The following is a 20,890-nucleotide window of genomic DNA, read 5'->3' on the forward strand; positions in this document are numbered from 1 at the left end:
TTGCGCTGCCAGAGCCGTGGCACCTGTGCGGGCAAAGCACCGGCGGGGCGATCATTGTCGATCACGTGCTCAATCATGGTGAAAACAGCCCGGCGCAGGGGCAGTTGATTCTGCTGGCGCCGTTGGTGCGTCCGCGTGCCTGGGGCTGGTCGCAGTTCAGTTATTACCTGCTGCGGCCCTTTGTCAGGGGCATCGCCCGGCGTTTCAGCGAGAACTCCAACGACCCGGATTTCCTGCCGTTCCTGCAGGCCGATCCGTTGCAGCCAAAACGCTTGCCGACCGCGTGGGTCGGGGCGTTGTCGCGCTGGATCAACCGGGTGGAATACGCGAAAAAAAGTCCGCGTCGGCCGCTGATCGTTCAGGGCCAGGCGGACATGACCGTGGACTGGCAGCACAACCTGCAAGTGATGAAATGGAAGTTCGACCGGCCGCAGATTCTGTTGCTGGCCGAGGCACGGCATCACCTGGCCAACGAGACGGCGGAAATGCGCGAGGAATATTTCGAGTTCTTGAGCAAACGGATCAAGGGCCGGAATCACTCGTGATCCTGAGGGCCCCTTCGCGAGCAAGCTCGCTCCCACAATAGATCGCAATCCTTTGTGGGAGCGAGCTTGCTCGCGAAGGCGGTCGGTCAGGCAGCAGAGATTTATTGATTCAGGTTCGAGGTGCTCTGGCCCACGGCCAGCCCGGCGCGGATTGCTGCCAGTGCGGCCTGATAGTAGGCCTTGCCTTCGGTGGATTCGGCAAAGGTCGCGAACTCTTCCAGTTCTTCATCCGACAGGTCGCGATAGACGTACAGCAGCGTGTTGTTCAGATCGGCACCGATCTGATCCATCAGACGCTGGCGTTGACCATTCAACATGCCCTGGGCCTGACCGCCGCCGAGCAGGCCGGGGATCATCGAGCTCAGGCTGTCCGCCGCCACGCCGGCAATCGCCAGGCTGACTTCGGCACCGGCTTCACGGGCGGGCAAGGCTTGGGCGAGGTGACCAATGATCAGCAAACGACTGTCGCTGGCCGGCATCTTCGGCAGGCTCTTGGCGTTTTTTGCCAATTGATCGCGACGGGTCGCCAGCAGTTCGGCGGCGACGATCTTCTTGCCCAGCGGTGACTGAAAGAATGACAGGGCCGGTTTCGGGTCGGCGAGGTTCTTGCGCAGCTGTGCTTCGGCGCGTTGATCCACGGCCTGGGGGGCGAAGCGCTGATTGCTGTTGTTCACCAGCGCCTGAAACACCGCCGGCGGCAGGCTGTTCTGGTAACGCTGCTGCGCGGCACTCAGGGCGTCGTTGAAATGCGCGCGTTGTTCTGGCCAGCCGGCGACCTTGTACAACTGGTCGTGGCCGTCCGCCCAGGCGGGCAAAACGCAGAACATCAACAGTGAAAAAAGCAAACGGCGCATAAGGACTCCTGTCGGCAGCCGACTATTCTCCGTGCGGTGCCAGTACTTGTCGAGAATTCGTATCAAGCCGCCGCGTGGCTCTGTCGGATTTCTTGCCGCAGGCATACTATGCGCGCCATGCAAATATCCTCTGATCACCCGCTGCTGTTACGTATCGTCGACGACCTGGCCGAGCGCGGCTGGTCGCAGCAGAACATTTTCCTGCCTGCGGATTTGACCCGCGCACTGGCGGCCGAGTGCCGCAAACGTGACGCCGAAGGTGAACTGGCGCCGGCGGGGGTCGGACGTGGCCCGTTTTCGGAGATCCGCGAGGGGATTCGCGGCGACCATATCCAATGGATCGACCCTGGTCAGGCCGAAGCCAGTGACCGCTATCTGAACCTGATGGACAGCCTGCGCGAGGCGCTCAACCGGGGCCTGTTCCTGGGGCTTGAAGACTTCGAGTGCCACTTCGCCCTGTACCCGCCGGGTGCGTTCTATCGCAAGCATGTCGACCGTTTTCGCGACGATGACCGGCGCATGGTCTCGGCGGTGATCTACCTCAATGACGGCTGGCTGCCGGAGGATGGCGGGCAGCTGCGCATGTACCTGGAGAATGACCGCGTTCATGACGTACAGCCTACGGGCGGTTGTCTGGTGGTGTTTCTCTCCGGCGAAGTCCCTCACGAAGTGTTGCCAGCCAGTCGCGAGCGGCTGTCGCTGACAGGCTGGTTCCGCCGCCGTGGCAACGAGCCGTTCTGAGATGCACAGGATTTTGGTCAGTCGCTGCCTGCTGGGCCATCGCGTGCGTTACGACGGTGGGGCCAGCGGGCCGTTCGATCTGCTGGAACAGTGGATTGCCGAAGGGCGCGTAGTGCCGTTGTGCCCGGAAGTCGCTGGTGGTTTGCCGACGCCACGGGCAGCGGCAGAGATTCCGGGCGGGCAGGGCAGCGAAGTGCTGGACGGACTCGCTTCGGTGATCACCACCGAGGGCGAAGATGTCAGTGCGCAGTTTCTCGACGGCGCGCAGCAGGCGCTGGCGCTGGTGCAAAAGCACGGGATTCGGGTGGCGGTGCTCAAGGCCAACAGTCCTTCGTGTGGGAATCTGTTGACCTATGACGGGACGTTCAGTGGGGTGAAGGTGAGTGGCGAGGGCGTTACCGCCGCGTTGCTGAAGCGCCATGGCGTACAGGTCTTCAGCGAACTCGAACTGCCGCAAGCCGCACAGGCCCTCAGCTTGCTCGACTAGTCACGTTCACTTCAGTTTTCCGTAGCCTGCACACTCAACCACTTCTTCGACAACGCCTCCAGCCGCCCATCCGCCCTGATCCGCTGCAAGGCATTCTCCAGGCTCGCGTGAAACGCCGGGTTGCCCTTCTGAAACGGAATCGCCAGATCCACCGGCGGCCCGACCTTCGGTTTCTCTTCAGTCAGCGCCTGCACCAGAACCATCGGCCGAGGTTGCTCGTCCTTTTTCGCCAGCAATTGCGCATTGACCTGCGTGTAAGGTTCGCTGACGTCGAAACGATCCTTGAGCTCGGGTGTCAGTGCTATGTGGTTGAGCGCGACGTCGTACTTGCCGCTTTCAACGCCCTGGAGCAGATCGGCTTCGTCGGTGACGATGAAGTCGGCGCGCACATCCAGTTCGTTGGCCAGCAGTTGCCCAAGCTCGACCTCGAACCCCGTGAGCGTGTCGCCGTCCTTGAAATTGAAGGGCGGTGTATTAGCCTCAAGGGCTATGCGCAACTCGCCACGGTCGTAGACGTCATCAATCAGTTCGGCGTGAGCCAGAGGGCTCAGAAGGGGAAGCAGGCAGATCAGGCCAGGCAGAAAACGCATGGTCACTCCTTTGAAATCGATATCGGCCTGTTTTCCAGGCTCGCTTTGCTATGGTTGTCGAGTGCCTTCGACAACGAATGGTCATGAAGTTGTCATGATCGTGCGGATTTTACGGAAAAACTGGAGAAGAAAATGAAAAGCTTTATGTCACGTGCAGCGTTGGCCGGTGTGCTGATGGGTGTTTCGGTACTGGCCAGTGCGGCCACACCGGCACCGAAGGGCGCCGAAGTGTTCATCGTTTCTCCCGAGGACGGAGCCACGGTTCCGCAGACCTTCACGGTCAAGTTCGGTGTAAAGGACATCGCGCTGGCACCGGCCGGTGACGTCACCAAGAACACCGGTCATCACCATCTGCTGATTGATGCCAAGGAAATCGTTCCGGCCGGCTCCGTCGTGCCGACCGACGCCAACCACATGCACTTCGGCAAGGCGCAGACCCAGGCCGACATCAAGCTCGCGCCGGGCAAGCACACCCTGCAGCTGGAGCTGGGTGACAGCGGCCACATGGCGTTCGATCCACCGATCGTGTCGAAGAAGATCACCGTCAACGTCGAATGACGTTTTCGCGTGCATGAAAAAGGGAGCCCGAAGGCTCCCTTTTTTTGTCGCTCAACGCTTGATCAGAACAACACGCGGCTACGGATGGTGCCGTTGACGTGTTGCAGCTTCTCTTGCGCCAGCTCCGAGTACTCGGCGTCGACGTCGATCACCACGTAGCCGACCTTCTCGTTGGTCTGCAGGAACTGACCGGAGATGTTGATGCCGTTTTCGGCGAAGACCTTGTTGATCTCGCTCATCACACCCGGAATGTTCTCGTGGATGTGCAGCAGGCGGTGCTTGCCAGGGTGAGCCGGCAGGGCCACTTCCGGGAAGTTCACGGACGATACCGAAGTACCGTTGTCGCTGTACTTGACCAGTTTTTCTGCCACTTCCAGACCGATGTTGGCCTGCGCTTCAGCGGTGGAGCCGCCGATGTGCGGGGTCAGGATCACGTTGTCCAGGCCACGCAGCGGGCTTTCGAACTCTTCATCGTTGGAACGCGGCTCGACCGGGAACACGTCGATGGCGGCGCCGATCAGGTGCTTGTCCTTGATCGCAGCGGCCAGGTGATCCAGCTCGACCACGGTACCGCGTGCAGCGTTGATCAGGATGCCGCCCTTCTTGATGGCGCGGATTTCCTTCTCGCCGATCATCCACTGGGTCGCAGCGGTTTCCGGAACGTGCAGGGTGACGATGTCGGACATGCCCAGCAGCTCGTGCAGGTTGCCGACCTGGGTCGCGTTGCCCAGTGGCAGCTTGGTCACAGTGTCGTAGAAGAACACCTGCATGCCCAGGCCTTCAGCCAGAACCGACAGCTGAGTACCGATCGAGCCGTAGCCGACGATGCCCAGTTTCTTGCCACGGATCTCGAAGGAGTTGGCTGCGGACTTGATCCAGCCGCCACGGTGGCAGGAAGCGTTTTTCTCAGGGATGCCGCGCAGCAGCAGGATCGCTTCGGCCAGCACCAGCTCGGCAACGGAGCGGGTGTTGGAGTACGGCGCGTTGAACACGGCGATGCCGCGCTCGCGGGCCGCTTCCAGGTCAACCTGGTTGGTGCCGATGCAGAAACAGCCGACCGCGACCAGCTTCTTCGCGTGATCGAAGATCTCTTCGGTCAGCTGGGTGCGCGAACGAATGCCGATGAAGTGAGCGTCAGCGATCTTTTCCTTGAGCTGGGCTTCCGGCAGGGAGCCTGTCAGGTATTCGATGCTGGTGTAGCCCGCCGCCTTGAGGACGTCGACAGCCGATTGGTGGACGCCTTCGAGAAGAAGGAACTTGATCTTGCTCTTATCGAGAGAAGTCTTGCTCATCTGCGTAAACCTGTATCCCGGAGAAAAATGGCAGGAAATGGTCAACAGACATTGACCTGGACGACAAGAAAGCCGTCACCGCAGAACCGGCCTTGGGCACTGGCCTGCGGGGTCGGTATGCTAGCATAGCCACCCCGCTAAACACTCATTCCTGCGACGTGAAGCGTTCTCAGGATGACCATGAATTGTTCGAGAGTTCCGTCGATGACCAATCCTGCCCTGATTGATGAACTGAAGACCCTGGTCGAGCCTGGCAAAGTCCTGACCGATGCCGACTCCCTGAACGCTTACGGCAAGGACTGGACCAAGCACTTCGCCCCTGCGCCCAGCGCCATCGTGTTCCCCAAGACCATCGAGCAGGTGCAGGCCGTCGTCCGCTGGGCCAACGAGCATAAAGTGGCGCTGGTGCCGTCGGGCGGACGCACCGGTCTTTCCGCCGCGGCCGTGGCCGCCAATGGCGAAGTGGTCGTGTCGTTCGACTACATGAATCAGATTCTCGACATCAACCTGACCGACCGCACCGCCGTCTGTCAGCCGGGCGTGGTCACCGAGCAATTGCAGAACGCCGCCGAAGAACATGACTTGTACTACCCGGTGGACTTCGCTTCGGCCGGTTCCAGCCAGATTGGCGGCAACATCGGCACCAATGCCGGCGGAATCAAGGTCATTCGCTACGGCATGACCCGCAATTGGGTGGCGGGCATGAAAGTGGTGACCGGCAAGGGCGATGTGCTGGAACTCAACAAAGACCTGATCAAGAACGCCACCGGTTATGACCTGCGGCAGCTGTTCATCGGCGCTGAAGGCACTCTCGGTTTTGTGGTCGAGGCCACCATGCGCCTGGATCGTGCACCAAAAAACCTGACTGCGATGGTCCTCGGCACCGCCGATTTCGATTCGATCATGCCGGTGCTGCACGCCTTTCAGGGTCGGCTCGACCTGACCGCGTTCGAATTTTTCTCCGACAAGGCCTTGGCCAAGGTCATGGGCCGTGGCGATGTTCCGGCGCCGTTCGAAACCGATTGCCCGTTTTATGCCTTGCTGGAATTCGAGGCGACCACCGAAGAAGTGGCCAACACCGCCCTGGAAACCTTCGAGCATTGCGTGGAGCAGGGCTGGGTGCTGGACGGCGTGATGAGCCAGAGCGAAACCCAGTTGCAGAACCTGTGGAAGCTGCGCGAGTACATCTCCGAAACCATCTCCCACTGGACGCCGTACAAGAACGACATCTCGGTCACCGTCTCGAAAGTCCCGGCGTTCCTGCAGGAAATCGACGCGATCGTCGGCGAACACTATCCGGATTTCGAAATCGTCTGGTTCGGCCACATCGGCGACGGCAACCTGCACCTGAACATCCTCAAGCCGGACAACCTGAGCAAGGACGAGTTTTTCGCCAAGTGCGCCACCGTCAACAAGTGGGTGTTCGAAACCGTCGAGAAGTACAACGGTTCGATTTCCGCCGAACACGGCGTGGGCATGACCAAGCGCGACTACTTGACCTACAGCCGCTCGCCGGTGGAAATCGAATACATGAAAGCGGTCAAGGCGGTGTTCGACCCGAACGGCATCATGAACCCGGGCAAGATCTTCGCGGTTTGATTGGCAATCCCTGATGAATCAATGAAGGCAGGAGTCGGTAATGAGCTATCAGCACCAGTATGTCGACGGTACGCGGATTCATTTTCCGCTGGGGAAAGTGGTGTGCATCGGGCGTAACTACGCCGAGCACGCCAAGGAACTGGACAACCCGGTGCCTACCGAGCCGTTGCTGTTCATCAAGCCCGGCAGTTGCGTGGTGCCGCTGGAAGGCGGTTTCAGCATTCCGACCGAGCGTGGCTCGGTGCATTACGAGGCGGAAATCGCCGTGTTGATCGGCAAGCCGCTGTCGACCAAGCCGAGCCGCGAAGAAGTGCTGGACGCGATCTCCGGTTTCGCCCCGGCGCTGGACCTGACCCTGCGCGACAAGCAGGCCGAGCTCAAGTCCAAGGGCCTGCCGTGGGAAATTGCCAAGTCGTTCGACGGCGCGGCGGTGATTGCCCCGTTCGTGGTCGGCAGTACCTTCGCCGACCTGACCGACATCGGTATCCGCCTGACCATCAACGGCGAAGTGCGCCAGGACGGCAACAGCAGCGCAATGCTCAACCCGATCGTGCCGATGATCCAGCACATGGCCGGCTGCTTTTCGCTGCAGGCCGGTGACGTGATCCTGACCGGTACGCCGGTGGGCGTCGGCCCGCTGAACGTTGGCGATGAGATCGTGCTGGAACTACCGGGCGCCAGTCGCTTCACCAGCAGCGTTCGCTGACTGCAACACTGAAATAGCTATGTGGGAGCCAGCCTGCTGGCGATGACGGATTGTCAGTTGATGTTTCATTCGACTGATACACCGCCATCGCCAGCAGGATGGCTCCCACATTTTTGTGTTGCAGCTCGCAAACACATAAGGCATTCCGGCCATTTGCCGTTTTTTTCACATTTTGTCCGGATAATTCCGGTCATTCTGGCGTCTGAGCCGGCCTCTTTGTGCTATTACCCGTAGCCTGAATTTTCGGAACGCGTCCTTCGATGTCATCTCAAACTCAGCTCAAACCCGCCCGCCGTTCACGTTTCGCCCTGCGTTGGTATTCCTGGCTTTTGTTGGCAGCCGCCGCTGCGTACGGGCTGGCGTTTGCCATGCATTGGGATGACCGTGGCCTGTTGTGGGTGCTGGAGCGTTTCGAAAGCCCGGCCGAGAAACAGGAAAGCGTCTGGCTCCCGGACTACCGGGTGGTCATCGACGCCAAGCTGCTGCCGGGCATGGAAAAGGACGAAGCTTCGGACCTCTCCTATAACCCGCAGACCAAAACCCTGTTTTCGGTGATGGGCAAGAATCCGTTCCTGGTCGAGCTGACTCTGCAGGGTGACGTGCTGCGCAAGATGCCGCTGGTGGGCTGGAGCAATCCCGAAGGCCTGACGGTGATGGAAAACGGCTTGATGGCCATTGTCGACGAGCGCGAGCACATACTCTCGATCGTCAAGGTCGATGCCGAGACCCGCGAACTGAAGCGCGACGATTTCCCGAAATACGACCTCGGCCCGTCGAAAGACCAGAACAAGGCCTTCGAAGCCATCACCTGGGATGCCCGCAACCAGCAACTGCTGCTGGGCGAAGAGCGTCCGCCTGCGCTGTTCACCTGGAAAAGCGACGGCAGCCAGACGCTCAAGGGCGACAAGCAGAAACTCGACAGCGATGAACTGGACCTGCGCAACCTTTCGGCCCTGGCGATCGACCCGCGCACCGGCCACACCCTGGTCCTGTCCGCCGATTCGCATTTGCTGCTGGAACTGGACGAGAAGGGCGAGCAAGTCAGCTTCATGACCCTGCTCGGCGGTTTCAACGGCTTGAAGAAAACCATTCCCCGCGCCGAAGGCGTGACCATGGACGAGGCGGGTACGCTGTACATGGTCAGCGAGCCGAACCTGTTCTACCGCTTCGAAAAGCAGAAGTAACAACTCCTACAGCAATTGCAGATCTGTGCAGTTGTGGCCTGAGGCAAGTGGCCATTAAGCTTCAGTTCAGACAGGCGTGATATTTCATCCGCCTGTTTTGACTCCGAGCCTGCCCGAATGCGTCGACTTGCCCGTCCCAAGCCTCTGTTCATCATTCTGTCGGTGATTGCCCTGATCGCGCTGATTGCGATCGGCCAATACATGCGCCTGTTCGAGCGTGCCTGGTTCAACCTGCATACGCTCTGGCAGCCGATGAGTAGCGAGGCCATCGGGCTGGACCAATATCGGGTAGAGATCGAGGCGAAAGTCATCGACGGACTGAACGACGACGTCTCGGCGCTGACCTACGATCCGGTGCGCAAGAGTCTGTTCACGGTCACCAACAAGAATGCCGAGCTGATCGAGCTGTCGCTGGACGGCGCGATCCTGCGTCGGGTCGCCTTGATCGGCTTCGGTGATCCGGAGGCGGTGGAGTTCATCAGCGCCGACACCTATGTGATCACCGATGAGCGCCAGCAACGGCTGATCAAGATCCATCTGGAACACGACACCACGTTCCTCGATGCGGCGGACGCCGAGCAAATGACCCTCGGTGTACACATGAGCGGCAACAAGGGCTTTGAAGGCCTGGCTTACGACTCGGTGGGCAAGCGCCTGTTCGTGGCCAAGGAGCGGGATCCGATGCTGATCTATGAAGTGCACGGTTTTCCGCACTTCAATCCTGAAAAATCCTACGCGGTACACGTGATCAACAATCCCAAGCGCGATGCCGGGATGTTCGTGCGCGATCTGTCGAGCCTGCAATACGACGAGCGCAGCGGCCATTTACTGGCGCTGTCCGACGAGTCACGGCTGATTCTGGAACTGGATGTGGACGGGCGCCCGTTGAGCACCATGTCATTGAGCGGTGGCCGGCAGGGCCTGAAGAAAACCGTGCCGCAGGCGGAAGGTATCGCGATGGACGACGACGGGACGTTGTATCTGGTGAGCGAACCGAATCTGTTTTATGTCTTCAGGAAGCCTGCGCAGAATTAACCAACACCACAAAACACTGTGGGAGCTAGCAAGCTAGCTCCCACAGGTTTTTCATCTGCCCACAAATATGTGGGCAGCCTGGTTTATTCAGCTTTGAGGGTCTTCACGCCTTCGCTGGTACCCAGCAACAGCAGATCCGCCGGACGCGCCGCGAACAGGCCGTTGGTGACCACGCCGACGATCGCGTTGATCTGCGCTTCCAGCTCCACCGGATTGGTGATCTGCAGGTTGTGCACGTCGAGGATGATGTTACCGTTGTCGGTCAGCACGCCTTCGCGATAGACCGGGTCGCCGCCCAGTTTCACCAGTTGGCGGGCCACGTGGCTGCGGGCCATCGGGATCACTTCCACCGGCAGCGGGAACGCGCCGAGCACCGGCACCAGTTTGCTGGCGTCGGCGATGCAGATGAAAGTCTGGGCTACGGCCGCGACGATCTTCTCGCGGGTCAGGGCTGCGCCGCCGCCCTTGATCAGGTTCAGGTGTTCGTCGCTTTCATCGGCGCCGTCGACGTAGAACTCCAGGATGCTCACGGTGTTCAGCTCGTACACCGGAATCCCGTGGCCCTTTAGGCGCGCGGCGGTGGCTTCGGAGCTCGCGACCGCGCCATCGAACGCGCCCTTGTGCTGGGCCAGGGCGTCGATGAAGCAGTTGGCGGTGGAGCCGGTGCCGACGCCGACGATGCTCTTGTCGTCGAGTTTCGGAAGGATGAAGTCGACGGCGGCCTGGGCCACGGCCTGTTTGAGTTGATCCTGGGTCATGCGGGCTCCGGAAGCGGGCAAGGTAAGAACGGAAAGGCCGGCATTATAGCCTCAAGCCGGGCTAAAACCTCTGCATTCGTGTGGTCGTCCGGCCGAAAGCCGGGTTAGACTCGCTGGTCCCGCCCAACCGCCAGTGATGCTTTCCGATGCTCGAACAGTACGTCAAGAAGATCCTCACCTCGCGCGTTTATGACGTTGCCGTAGAAACCCCGCTGCAGAACGCCCGCCAGCTCTCCGAGCGGCTGGGCAACGACATCTGGCTCAAGCGCGAAGACTTGCAGCCGGTGTTCTCGTTCAAGATTCGCGGCGCCTACAACAAGCTGACCCAGTTGAGCGACGAAGAGCGCGCTCGCGGCGTGGTCACCGCGTCGGCGGGCAACCATGCGCAGGGCCTGGCCCTGGCGGCGAAAGTGCTGGGCGTGAAAGCGACCATCGTGATGCCCAAGACCACCCCGGAGATCAAGGTCGAAGGCGTGCGCTCCCGTGGTGGCAAGGTGGTGCTGCACGGTGATTCTTTCCCGGAAGCCCTGGCCTACTCGCTGAAACTGGTCGATGAAAAAGGCTACGTCTACATCCACCCGTACGATGATCCGCACACCATTGCCGGGCAGGGCACCGTGGCGATGGAAATCCTGCGCCAGCACCCGCAGCCGCTGGATGCGATCTTCGTTCCGGTGGGCGGTGGCGGTCTGATCGCCGGCATCGCGGCGTACGTGAAATACCTGCGCCCGGACATCAAGGTCATCGGCGTCGAGCCCGATGACTCCAACTGCTTGCAAGCGGCAATGGCCGCAGGCGAGCGCGTGGTACTGCCGGCCGTGGGCATCTTCGCCGACGGCGTGGCGGTGGCGCAGATCGGCCAGCACACCTTCGACATCTGCAAGGATTACGTCGATGAAGTGATCACCGTCAGCACCGACGAAATCTGCGCGGCGATCAAGGACATTTACGACGATACACGCTCGATCACCGAACCGGCCGGCGCCCTCGGCGTGGCCGGGATCAAGAAGTACGTCGAGCAGCGCGGCGTCAGCGGCAAGACCTTCGTGGCCATCGACTCCGGGGCCAACGTCAACTTCGACCGCTTGCGCCACGTCGCCGAGCGCGCCGAACTGGGTGAAGGCCGCGAAGCGATCATCGCCGTGACCATCCCGGAGAAAGCCGGCAGCTTCAAGGCGTTCTGCGAGGCCATCGGCAAACGTCAGATCACCGAATTCAACTACCGCTACAACAATGGCAGCGAAGCGCACATTTTCGTCGGCGTGCAGACCCACCCGGACAACGATCCACGCAGCGCGCTGCTGGCGAGCCTGACCGAGCAGGGTTTCCCGGTGCTCGACCTGACCGACAACGAACTGGCCAAGCTGCACATCCGTCACATGGTCGGCGGTCGTGCGGCGCACGTGGTCGATGAAGTGGTGCTGCGCTTCGAGTTCCCGGAGCGTCCGGGCGCGCTGTTCAACTTCCTCAACAAACTCGGCGGGCGCTGGAACATCTCGATGTTCCACTACCGCAACCACGGTGCGGCGGACGGCCGCGTGGTGGCGGGTCTGCAAGTGCCCCACGACGAACGTCATCTGGTGCCTGCAGCCCTTGAGGAAATCGGCTACCCGTACTGGGACGAAAGCGACAACCCGGCCTATCAGCTGTTTCTTGGCTGAACGGCTACGCTGATGGGCAGGCCATAAGGAAATCGGATCATGGAAACGTTAACCGCCCTGAAAGCGGCGCACATGCTGGCGACTGCGGTGCTGTTGCTCGGTGCGCTGGGCCTGGGAATCTGGGTCTGGCGCGCACGGCGCAACGGTGACGCGACGGCGGGCAGTCGTACGTTGCAGCGGCCATGGCTGTTTGTCTGGCTGTTGATCGTGCTGGCGCTGGTGAGCATGCCGTTCACCGGCTGGTGGATGGTGCATCTGGTGGGCTGGCCGCTGGGGCAGACATGGATTCTGGCCTCGAGCGTGCTCTACACCGTGGCGGCGCTGGCGTGGTTCTGGCTGCTGGTGCGTTTGAACCGGTTGCGCAAGGCGCCGGGCGGCGTGGGCCGGTTCAGTCTGGGGCTGGCGTTGTTCGGGCTGGTCTGCTTTATCGCGATTGCCGGGTTGATGGGCGCCAAGCCGGTTTAAGGCTCGGGACCGAGTCGATCCCATCGCGAGCAGGCTCGCTCCCACAGGGGATTTGTGTGCGACACAGATCCAATGTGGGAGCGGGCTTGCCCGCGAAGGCGTAGTCAGTCGCGCAGACTGATTACCGGCCAGCCACGCTTCTCTGCCTCGGCCCGCAGGTTCGGATCCGGATCAACTGCCACCGGATTCGCCACCTGCTCCAGCAGCGGCAGGTCATTCATCGAGTCGCTGTAGAAATAGCTGCCTTCCAGCGAATGCCCGGTTTCTTCCAGCCAGCGGTTCAGGCGTGTCACCTTGCCTTCGCGGAAGCACGGCACATCGGTGCTGCGCCCGGTGTAGCGGCCGTCCTGCATCTCGCACTCGGTGGCGATCAGGGTTTCAACGCCCAGGCGTACCGCAATCGGCGCGGTGACGAAGCGGTTGGTGGCGGTGATGATCACCAGTTTGTCGCCGGCATCGCGGTGCTTTTTCAGCAACTCAAGCGCCTTCGGCAGCATGATCGGCTCGATGCAGTCGCGCATGTAATCGTTGTGCCACTGCTCAAGCACGGCCATTTCGGTGCGACCGAGGATTTCCAGGCAGAAGTTCAGGTAGGCCGCGTTATCCAGTTTGCCGGCCAGGTAATCCTGATAGAACTCGTCGTTGCGCGCCTTGTAGGCGACCGGGTCGAGGAAGCCGCGTTCGCACAGATAATCGCCCCAGGCGTGATCGCTGTCGCCGCCCAGAAGGGTGTTGTCCAAATCGAATAAAGCCAGGCGCATTGCAGTTACCCGCTGAAAAGTCAGTAAAAAGGCCACAAGAATACGGTCTTTTCACAAGAGTGCACATAAGCTCGGAACCTTCGTTGCCGCCTTCACAACCTTTGTGGAACAATGCGGCGACATGCGTTTGCGAGGTTGTTGCCGTGATCGACCCCGATGGTTTCCGCCCTAATGTCGGGATCATTCTGACGAATGACGCCGGCCAGGTGCTATGGGCTCGCCGTATCAATCAAGATGCCTGGCAGTTTCCGCAAGGGGGAATCAATCCCGAGGAGACGCCGGAAGACGCCTTGTACCGCGAGCTGAACGAAGAAGTTGGCCTGGAACGCGAAGATGTTGAAATACTGGCCTGCACCCGGGGCTGGTTGCGCTATCGTTTGCCGCAACGTCTGGTGCGAACCCACAGCCAACCGCTGTGTATCGGCCAGAAACAGAAATGGTTTCTCCTGCGCCTGATCTCCAACGAGCAGCGGGTGCGGATGGATTTGACCGGTAAACCGGAGTTCGATGGCTGGCGCTGGGTCAGTTATTGGTATCCGTTGGGCCAGGTGGTGACATTCAAGCGCGAAGTGTATCGCCGCGCTCTCAAAGAGCTTGCCCCGCGCCTTTTAGCGCGCGACTGACGACGGAGTTCGACCCCGAGCCATGCTCAATACGCTGCGCAAGATCGTCCAGGAAGTTAACTCCGCCAAGGATCTCAAGGCGGCGTTGGGGATTATTGTGTTGCGCGTCAAAGAGGCCATGGGCAGCCAGGTCTGCTCGGTCTACCTGCTTGATCCAGAGACCAACCGCTTCGTGCTGATGGCCACCGAGGGCTTGAACAAGCGCTCGATCGGCAAGGTCAGCATGGCACCCAACGAGGGTCTGGTCGGCCTGGTCGGCACGCGTGAAGAACCCCTGAACCTCGAAAACGCCGCGGATCACCCGCGCTACCGCTACTTCGCCGAAACCGGCGAGGAGCGCTACGCCTCGTTCCTCGGGGCGCCGATCATTCACCACCGCCGCGTCGTCGGCGTGTTGGTCATCCAGCAGAAAGAACGCCGCCAGTTCGATGAAGGTGAAGAAGCCTTCCTCGTGACCATGAGCGCGCAGCTCGCGGGCGTAATCGCCCACGCCGAGGCCACAGGCTCGATCCGTGGTCTGGGCCGTCAGGGCAAGGGCATCCAGGAAGCCAAGTTCGTCGGCGTACCGGGTTCGCCGGGCGCGGCGGTCGGTACCGCGGTGGTCATGCTGCCGCCGGCGGATCTGGACGTGGTGCCGGACAAGACCATCACCGACATCGACGCTGAACTGGCGCTGTTCAAGACCGCCATCGAAGGCGTGCGCGCCGACATGCGTGCGTTGTCGGCCAAGCTGGCGACCCAGCTGCGCCCGGAAGAGCGCGCGCTGTTCGACGTCTACCTGATGATGCTCGACGATGCCTCGCTGGGCAGCGAAATCACCAACGTGATCAAGACCGGGCAGTGGGCCCAGGGCGCGTTGCGCCAGGTCGTGACCGATCACGTCAACCGTTTTGACTTGATGGACGACGAGTACCTGCGTGAGCGGGCGTCGGACGTCAAGGACCTGGGCCGACGCCTGCTGGCCTATCTGCAGGAAGAGCGTCAGCAGAACCTGGTCTACCCGGAAAAGACCATTCTGGTCAGCGAAGAACTGACGCCGGCGATGCTCGGCGAGGTGCCGGAAGGCACGCTGGTCGGTCTGGTGTCTGTGCTCGGTTCGGGTAACTCCCACGTCGCGATCCTGGCCCGGGCCATGGGTATCCCGACGGTGATGGGTGTAGTCGACTTGCCATACGCCAAGGTCGATGGCATTCCGATGATCGTCGACGGGCTCAAGGGCGAAATCTACACCAACCCGAGCGAAGTGCTGATCAAGCAGTTCGCCGAGGTGGTGGAAGAAGAGAAACAACTGGCGCTGGGTCTCGACTCCCTGCGCGACCTGCCGTGCGTGACCCTCGATGGTCACCGCATGCCGCTGTGGGTCAACACCGGCCTGCTGGCCGATGTGGCGCGGGCGCAGAAGCGCGGCGCCGAAGGCGTTGGTCTGTATCGCACCGAAGTGCCGTTCATGATCAACCAGCGCTTCCCGAGCGAGAAGGAACAACTGGCGATCTACCGCGAGCAGCTTGCCGCGTTCCATCCGCAACCGGTGACCATGCGCAGCCTGGACATCGGCGGTGACAAGTCGCTGTCCTACTTCCCGATCAAGGAAGACAACCCGTTCCTCGGCTGGCGCGGGATCCGCGTCACCCTCGACCACCCGGAAATCTTCCTGGTGCAGACCCGCGCGATGCTCAAGGCCAGTGAAGGCCTGAACAACCTGCGGATCCTGCTGCCGATGATTTCCGGCATCCACGAGCTCGAAGAGGCGCTGCACCTGATCCACCGGGCCTGGGGCGAAGTGCGCGACGAAGGCACCGACGTGCCGATGCCGCCGGTGGGCGTGATGATCGAAATTCCTGCGGCGGTTTACCAGACCAAAGAGCTGGCGCGGATGGTGGACTTCCTGTCGGTCGGCTCCAACGACCTGACCCAGTACCTGCTGGCGGTGGACCGCAACAATCCACGGGTGGCCGACCTCTACGACTACCTGCACCCGGCGGTGCTGCAAGCCCTGCAAACCGTAGTGCGCGACGCCCATGCCGAAGGCAAGCCGGTGAGCATCTGCGGCGAGATGGCCGGTGACCCGGCGGCGGCGGTGCTGTTGATGGCGATGGGTTTCGACAGCCTGTCGATGAACGCCACCAACCTGCCGAAGGTGAAATGGATGCTGCGTCAGATCAACCTGAGCAAGGCCAAGGATCTGTTGGCGGAACTGATGACCATCGACAACCCGCAGGTGATCCACAGCTCGCTGCAACTGGCGTTGAAGAACCTCGGGTTGGCGAAGATGGTCAATCCGGCGGCGGTCAAACCGCTATAAAAAGACAAGATCGCAGCCTTTGGGCTGCGATCTTCATAGGTTGATCTCCACTTCCCCCAGATGCCCGCCATACGGCCCGAAACTGCGCTCCACCATCCGCCGCGACCCGTCCGCCTGCACAATCAACGCCGTACTCGCCCGAGTCCCATAGCTCTGGCTGGCAATAAACACACTCGACAACAACGACTCGGTCGCCAGGCCCACGCCGGTGTCCGGCAAATCAGCAAACGGCGCCGTTTGCGCATCCCCCAACAACGCGAACAACCGCTCGGGCTGCGGATCATCCAGCACCGCACTCAATGCCGCCTTGGCCTTGAGCAGTTTCGGCCACGGCGTATCCAGCCCGGCGTTGGACAGTCCATAAACGCCGGGCTGCAGCATCACCGGTTCCGAAGACCGCGCATTGAAGTGCCACAGCTCGTTGGCATTGCCCAGCAGCAGGTTGAACCCGGCATATTCCGGCGAACGGGCGACAACATCGGACAAGTAGTCATCGATCGACAGGTTTCCGGTCAGAAAACCCGCCACCAGCTCGCCCCGAGAGCGTCGCGCCGGCGGCTGATGCGGATCGCGGATGTTGGTCAGCGCCGCAAAACGACCGTTGGCGCCAAGACCGAGCCAGGTGCCCCCGGCCTCAAGATCCCGGCCGGCATGAACATGCGGCGACTCGGGCCACTGCGCCAGGGGCAGGCTGGGCCGGGCGTAGAACTCGTCACGGTTGGCCGCGACGATCAGCGGCTGGGCATGCCCCGGTCGCCAGGCGAAAACAATCAGGCACATAAGGTGGTCCTTGTGTGTTTTTTGCCCACTCTACGCAGACATCGTCCGTGCATCCATCGCCAGTGGAGCCGAAGGGTATCCATCCGTTACCATGCCGCTCCGGTTTTGGGGACGCGCCTTGGGAGGCAGTCATGGAATTTCTGCTCTATCTGGCGCTGGGCGCCTGTGCGGGCGTACTGGCCGGGCTGTTCGGGGTGGGCGGCGGGATCATCATCGTCCCGGTGCTGGTGTTCAGTTTCACCTTGCAGGGCTTCGATCCGTCGATCCTGACCCATCTGGCGGTCGGCACGTCCCTGGCGACGATCATCTTCACCTCGGTCAACGCGGTGCGCGAGCATCATCGACGCGGCGCCGTGCGCTGGCCGATCTTCAAGTGGATGACCGTCGGGATTCTGCTCGGTGCAGGCTTCGGGGCGCTGACCGCCGAAGCGATCTCCGGGCCCAACCTGCAAAAGATCATCGGTGTGTTCGCCCTGGTGATCGCGGCGCAGCTGGCGCTGGACGTCAAACCCAAGGCCAGCCGAACGGTGCCCGGCAAGCTCGGTCTGACCATGGCCGGCAGTGTGATCGGCTGGGCCTCGGCGATTTTCGGGATTGGCGGCGGCTCGCTGACCGTGCCGTTCCTGACCTGGCGCAGCGTGCCGATGCAGCAGGCCGTGGCGACATCGTCAGCCTGTGGCCTGCCGATCGCTGTCGCCAGTGCAATAAGTTTCATGATTCTGGGCTGGCATGATCCGTTGCTGCCGGCCCATAGTCTCGGTTTTGTGTATTTGCCGGCACTGCTGGGCATTGCCCTGACCAGCATGGTGTTCGCACGTCTCGGCGCGCGGCTGGCGCATAGGTTGTCGCCGAAGTTGCTGAAACGGCTGTTCGCGGCTTTGCTGTTTTGCGTGGGCCTGAGCTTTCTGTTCTGAGCCGTCTGTTTTGGCCGGTCGCAATCCTGGCTTAATCCTGAGGTGACAGCGTCGCCCGGGAATTTTTGAAGATTTGAATGCTAACGAGGAGTCGCAATGCTGCCTTACCCGCAGATCGATCCGGTGGCCCTGGCCATCGGTCCGCTGAAAATCCACTGGTACGGCCTGATGTACCTGGTCGGCATCGGCGGCGCGTGGCTGCTGGCATCGCGCCGGCTCAACCGTTTCGACCCGACCTGGACCAAGGAGAAGCTCTCCGATCTGGTGTTCTGGCTGTCGATGGGGGTGATTGTCGGCGGGCGTCTGGGCTATGTGCTGTTCTACGACCTGAGCGCCTACATCGCCAACCCGACGCTGATTTTCGAAGTGTGGAAGGGCGGCATGTCGTTCCACGGCGGTTTCATCGGCGTGATGCTGGCCGCGCTGTGGTTCGGCAAGCGTAACGGCAAGTCGTTCTTCCAGCTGATGGACTTCGTGGCGCCGATGGTGCCGATCGGTCTGGGCGCCGGACGCATCGGCAACTTCATCAACGCCGAGCTGTGGGGCAAGGCCACCGACGTGCCGTGGGCCATGGTGTTCCCACCGTTCAGCGACCCGGCGCAACTGCCGCGTCATCCGTCGCAGCTGTATCAGTTCGCGCTTGAGGGCGTCGCTCTGTTCCTGATTTTGTGGATTTTTTCGCGCAAGCCTCGGCCGACCATGGCGGTCTCCGGCATGTTCGCGCTGTTCTATGGCATCTTCCGTTTCATCGTCGAATTCGTCCGCGTGCCGGACGCGCAACTGGGCTATCTGGCCTGGAACTGGCTGACCATGGGTCAGGTACTCTGCGTACCGATGATCATCGGCGGGCTGTTCCTGATCTGGCTGGCCTACCACCGCGCCCCGGCGGCGCCGGTTGCACCGACAGCTTAAATATTCGAACCCCGGCGCCGTTTGCCGGGGCTCAAGGACACAGGTAACTCATGAAGCAATATCTCGATCTGGTGTCGCACGTCATCAACAACGGCACCAAACAGGCCAACCGTACCGGCGTGAACACCATCAGCTTTCCGGGCGCCATGCTGCGCTTCGATCTGCAGGAAGGTTTCCCGGCGATCACCACCCGCAAGATGGCCTTCAAATCGGCCATCGGCGAGATGTGCGGCTTTCTGCGTGGCGTGAACAACGCCGCCGAATTCCGTGCGCTGGGCTGCAAGGTCTGGGATCAGAACGCCAACGAAAACGCCCAGTGGCTGGCCAACCCGTTCCGCCAGGGCGAAGACGACCTCGGCGAAATCTACGGCGTGCAATGGCGCAAATGGCCGGCGTACAAGCAGATCCCGTTGAGCAACACCGCCGCCATCGAACAAACCCTGAGCAACGGCTACAAGCAGATTGCCCAAGGCGAAGAAGACGGCCAGGCCTATGTGGTCTTGTACAAAGCCATCGATCAAGTGCGCCAGTGCGTCGACACGATCATCAAGGACCCGGGCAGCCGCCGCATCCTGTTCCACGGCTGGAACTGCGCCCAGCTCGATGAAATGGCCCTGCCGCCGTGCCATCTGCTGTACCAGTTCCACCCGAATGTCGAGACCAAGGAAATTTCTCTGACCCTCTACATCCGCTCCAACGACCTGGGCCTGGGCACGCCGTTCAACCTCACCGAAGGCGCCGCGCTGCTGAGCCTGATCGGTCGCCTGACCGGCTACACGCCGCGCTGGTTCACCTATTTCATCGGTGACGCCCACGTCTACGAAAACCACCTGGACATGCTCAACGAACAGCTCAAGCGCGAGCCGTTCGCCATGCCGAAACTGAAGATTTCGGATCGCGTGCCGGAGTTTGCCAAGACCGGTGTTTATCAGCCGGAGTGGCTGGAGCTGGTTGAGCCGAGTGATTTTTCGCTGGAAGGCTACGAGCACCATGCGCCGATGACTGCGCCGATGGCGGTCTGAAGCACGAGTGACAAACAACTGAGGGAGCCAAATGGCTCCCTCAGTTGTTTCTGGTGGTCAGATCGTTCCCACGCTCTGCGTGGGAATGCTGCCATGGACGCTCTGCGTCCAAAGTGACGCAGAGCGTCACGGGATTCATTCCCACGCAGAGCGTGGGAACGAGCGACAGTTGTTAGTGGCCGTGACTACGGCCCACATGCGAATGCTCAACCTCCGCCGCCACAACCCCGCCACTCACTTCCAGCCGCTGCAAAATCCCGCACTGATCCGCCTCCGGTCCTTCGCCACAACGCTGGCGCAGGTCGAGCAGTTGCGTCTGCAACGCGAGTAACCCATCGATTCGCGCCTTGACGTGCTGGATATGCTCGTCGATCAGCGCATTCACGCTTTCGCATTGATCCTGCGGGCTGTCGCGCAAGGCGAGCAGGCTGCGGATTTCTTCGAGGGTCATGTCGAGGGTGCGGCAGTTGCGGATGAAGGTCAGGCGCTCGGCGTGGGCCTGGGTGTAGACGCGGTAGTTGCCGTCGCTGCGGGCCGGCTCCGGCAGCAGGTTTTCGCGCTCGTAGTAGCGGATGGTTTCCACGGCGCAATCGGTCTGTTTCGCCAGTTCTCCGATCTTCATGACGGCAATCTCCAAAAGGGTGCTTGACCCTATAGTGGCTACAGGGTCTTTACTTGGCAACAGGCACCTTCATGGACGCGACCAATGAGCGATTCCCTGCACACCCACAAGCCCGGCGACGGGCACGATCACAGTCACAAACTGCAGCCTGTGCATAAACATGCCCACGCCGGCGATTCCTGCTGCGGGTCGAAAACCGTTACGCCTGCGCCGGTTCATTCGAGTGAAGACTCGTGCTGCTCGTCGAAAGCTGCCGCGCCTTCGCTGGTGCAACTGAGCGAGGCAAAAAGCGCCGACGCCCGGCTGAGCAGCTTCCGCATCGAGGCAATGGACTGCCCGACCGAGCAGACGCTGATCCAGAACAAGCTCGGCAAACTGGCCGGGATCCAGCAGCTGGAATTCAACCTGATCAACCGTGTACTCGGCGTGACTCACAACTTGCCGGACACCGCGCCGATCATCGACGCGATCAAATCCCT

Annotated in this window: 22 protein-coding genes and 1 pseudogene; 16 read left to right on the top strand and 7 right to left on the bottom strand. The window is 61.2% G+C overall.

The features are described from left to right. Positions 1–545, top strand: a 545-nt coding sequence (locus K5E37_RS28570) for a serine aminopeptidase domain-containing protein (RefSeq protein ID WP_221535757.1), incomplete at its 5' end; no start/stop codon positions are given. 101 nt (positions 546–646) lie between these two features. On the opposite strand, the gene K5E37_RS28575 is transcribed toward K5E37_RS28570, so the two are convergent. Next, positions 647–1,399 (bottom strand): DUF2059 domain-containing protein, encoded by a 753-nt coding sequence (locus K5E37_RS28575; RefSeq protein ID WP_221535758.1) that lies wholly within the window; start codon positions 1,397–1,399, stop codon positions 647–649. 108 nt (positions 1,400–1,507) lie between these two features. Here K5E37_RS28575 and K5E37_RS28580 point away from each other — a divergent pair, with 108 nt between their 5' ends. Both K5E37_RS28580 and K5E37_RS28585 read left to right on the top strand, forming a co-directional pair. Then, a complete protein-coding gene (locus K5E37_RS28580) occupies positions 1,508–2,140 on the top strand; it encodes a 2OG-Fe(II) oxygenase (RefSeq protein WP_007953495.1) in 633 nt (210 codons plus the stop codon). A gap of 1 nt (position 2,141) precedes the next feature. Beyond that, positions 2,142–2,627 carry a DUF523 domain-containing protein gene (locus K5E37_RS28585; RefSeq protein ID WP_221535759.1) on the top strand — a complete coding sequence of 162 codons (486 nt, stop codon included), beginning with the start codon at positions 2,142–2,144 and terminating at the stop codon, positions 2,625–2,627. 11 nt (positions 2,628–2,638) lie between these two features. On the opposite strand, the gene K5E37_RS28590 is transcribed toward K5E37_RS28585, so the two are convergent. After that, positions 2,639–3,217: a transporter substrate-binding domain-containing protein gene (locus tag K5E37_RS28590; protein WP_085605955.1), complete on the bottom strand. Its 579-nt coding sequence runs from the start codon at positions 3,215–3,217 to the stop codon at positions 2,639–2,641. A gap of 132 nt (positions 3,218–3,349) precedes the next feature. Between K5E37_RS28590 and K5E37_RS28595 the strand changes: the two genes are divergently transcribed. Beyond that, positions 3,350–3,775, top strand: a complete 426-nt coding sequence (locus tag K5E37_RS28595) for a DUF4399 domain-containing protein (RefSeq protein ID WP_007953489.1) — start codon at positions 3,350–3,352, stop codon at positions 3,773–3,775. A gap of 62 nt (positions 3,776–3,837) precedes the next feature. Here K5E37_RS28595 and serA read toward each other — a convergent pair whose 3' ends face one another. Next, positions 3,838–5,067, bottom strand: a complete 1,230-nt coding sequence (gene serA / locus K5E37_RS28600) for a phosphoglycerate dehydrogenase (RefSeq protein ID WP_007953487.1) — start codon at positions 5,065–5,067, stop codon at positions 3,838–3,840. 204 nt (positions 5,068–5,271) lie between these two features. Between serA and K5E37_RS28605 the strand changes: the two genes are divergently transcribed. From K5E37_RS28605 to K5E37_RS28620, 4 genes are all read left to right on the top strand, one after another. Continuing rightward, positions 5,272–6,666, top strand: coding sequence for an FAD-binding oxidoreductase (locus K5E37_RS28605; protein ID WP_039765411.1), 1,395 nt, complete (start codon positions 5,272–5,274; stop codon positions 6,664–6,666). A 40-nt stretch (positions 6,667–6,706) separates the two neighbouring features. Next, the gene (locus K5E37_RS28610) at positions 6,707–7,372 is read left to right on the top strand and encodes a fumarylacetoacetate hydrolase family protein (RefSeq protein ID WP_007953483.1); all 666 of its coding nucleotides are present in this window, start codon (positions 6,707–6,709) and stop codon (positions 7,370–7,372) included. A 260-nt stretch (positions 7,373–7,632) separates the two neighbouring features. Further along, positions 7,633–8,556: an SdiA-regulated domain-containing protein gene (locus tag K5E37_RS28615; protein ID WP_221535760.1), complete on the top strand. Its 924-nt coding sequence runs from the start codon at positions 7,633–7,635 to the stop codon at positions 8,554–8,556. A 117-nt stretch (positions 8,557–8,673) separates the two neighbouring features. Next, on the top strand, positions 8,674–9,591 hold the full coding sequence (locus K5E37_RS28620; protein ID WP_221535761.1) for an SdiA-regulated domain-containing protein: 918 nt from the start codon (positions 8,674–8,676) through the stop codon (positions 9,589–9,591). A gap of 83 nt (positions 9,592–9,674) precedes the next feature. On the opposite strand, the gene rpiA is transcribed toward K5E37_RS28620, so the two are convergent. Then, positions 9,675–10,349 carry a ribose-5-phosphate isomerase RpiA gene (gene rpiA / locus K5E37_RS28625; protein ID WP_221535762.1) on the bottom strand — a complete coding sequence of 225 codons (675 nt, stop codon included), beginning with the start codon at positions 10,347–10,349 and terminating at the stop codon, positions 9,675–9,677. Positions 10,350–10,495: 146 nt separating this feature from the next. Here rpiA and ilvA point away from each other — a divergent pair, with 146 nt between their 5' ends. After that, positions 10,496–12,010 carry a threonine ammonia-lyase, biosynthetic gene (gene ilvA / locus K5E37_RS28630; protein WP_007953475.1) on the top strand — a complete coding sequence of 505 codons (1,515 nt, stop codon included), beginning with the start codon at positions 10,496–10,498 and terminating at the stop codon, positions 12,008–12,010. A 39-nt stretch (positions 12,011–12,049) separates the two neighbouring features. Continuing rightward, entirely contained in the window at positions 12,050–12,475 is a 426-nt protein-coding gene (locus K5E37_RS28635) for a DUF2269 family protein (RefSeq protein WP_007953473.1), read from the top strand. A gap of 104 nt (positions 12,476–12,579) precedes the next feature. On the opposite strand, the gene K5E37_RS28640 is transcribed toward K5E37_RS28635, so the two are convergent. Then, positions 12,580–13,236 carry an HAD family phosphatase gene (locus K5E37_RS28640; protein ID WP_085605945.1) on the bottom strand — a complete coding sequence of 219 codons (657 nt, stop codon included), beginning with the start codon at positions 13,234–13,236 and terminating at the stop codon, positions 12,580–12,582. A gap of 143 nt (positions 13,237–13,379) precedes the next feature. Between K5E37_RS28640 and K5E37_RS28645 the strand changes: the two genes are divergently transcribed. After that, entirely contained in the window at positions 13,380–13,859 is a 480-nt protein-coding gene (locus K5E37_RS28645) for an RNA pyrophosphohydrolase (protein WP_003229203.1), read from the top strand. A gap of 22 nt (positions 13,860–13,881) precedes the next feature. Continuing rightward, positions 13,882–16,161, top strand: coding sequence for a phosphoenolpyruvate--protein phosphotransferase (ptsP, locus tag K5E37_RS28650; RefSeq protein WP_007953470.1), 2,280 nt, complete (start codon positions 13,882–13,884; stop codon positions 16,159–16,161). 33 nt (positions 16,162–16,194) lie between these two features. Here ptsP and K5E37_RS28655 read toward each other — a convergent pair whose 3' ends face one another. Continuing rightward, positions 16,195–16,941, bottom strand: coding sequence for an NRDE family protein (locus tag K5E37_RS28655; protein WP_221535763.1), 747 nt, complete (start codon positions 16,939–16,941; stop codon positions 16,195–16,197). A 131-nt stretch (positions 16,942–17,072) separates the two neighbouring features. Here K5E37_RS28655 and K5E37_RS28660 point away from each other — a divergent pair, with 131 nt between their 5' ends. The 3 genes from K5E37_RS28660 to K5E37_RS28670 all read left to right on the top strand — a co-directional run bounded on the left by K5E37_RS28660 (position 17,073) and on the right by K5E37_RS28670 (position 19,789). After that, a complete protein-coding gene (locus tag K5E37_RS28660) occupies positions 17,073–17,855 on the top strand; it encodes a sulfite exporter TauE/SafE family protein (RefSeq protein ID WP_007953465.1) in 783 nt (260 codons plus the stop codon). A 96-nt stretch (positions 17,856–17,951) separates the two neighbouring features. Beyond that, positions 17,952–18,767, top strand: a complete 816-nt coding sequence (gene lgt / locus K5E37_RS28665; RefSeq protein WP_085605938.1) for a prolipoprotein diacylglyceryl transferase — start codon at positions 17,952–17,954, stop codon at positions 18,765–18,767. Between the two features lie 50 nt (positions 18,768–18,817). Continuing rightward, positions 18,818–19,789 carry a thymidylate synthase gene (locus K5E37_RS28670; protein WP_011336420.1) on the top strand — a complete coding sequence of 324 codons (972 nt, stop codon included), beginning with the start codon at positions 18,818–18,820 and terminating at the stop codon, positions 19,787–19,789. A gap of 172 nt (positions 19,790–19,961) precedes the next feature. Here K5E37_RS28670 and cadR read toward each other — a convergent pair whose 3' ends face one another. Further along, on the bottom strand, positions 19,962–20,411 hold the full coding sequence (gene cadR, locus K5E37_RS28675; protein ID WP_007953454.1) for a Cd(II)/Pb(II)-responsive transcriptional regulator: 450 nt from the start codon (positions 20,409–20,411) through the stop codon (positions 19,962–19,964). 84 nt (positions 20,412–20,495) lie between these two features. On the opposite strand from cadR, the pseudogene K5E37_RS28680 reads away from it, so the two are divergent. After that, positions 20,496–20,890, top strand: a pseudogene (locus K5E37_RS28680) (heavy metal translocating P-type ATPase); the annotation flags it as partial.

The sequence above is a fragment of the Pseudomonas sp. RIT778 genome (assembly GCF_019718735.1).
Lineage (GTDB): Bacteria > Pseudomonadota > Gammaproteobacteria > Pseudomonadales > Pseudomonadaceae > Aquipseudomonas > Aquipseudomonas aphyarum.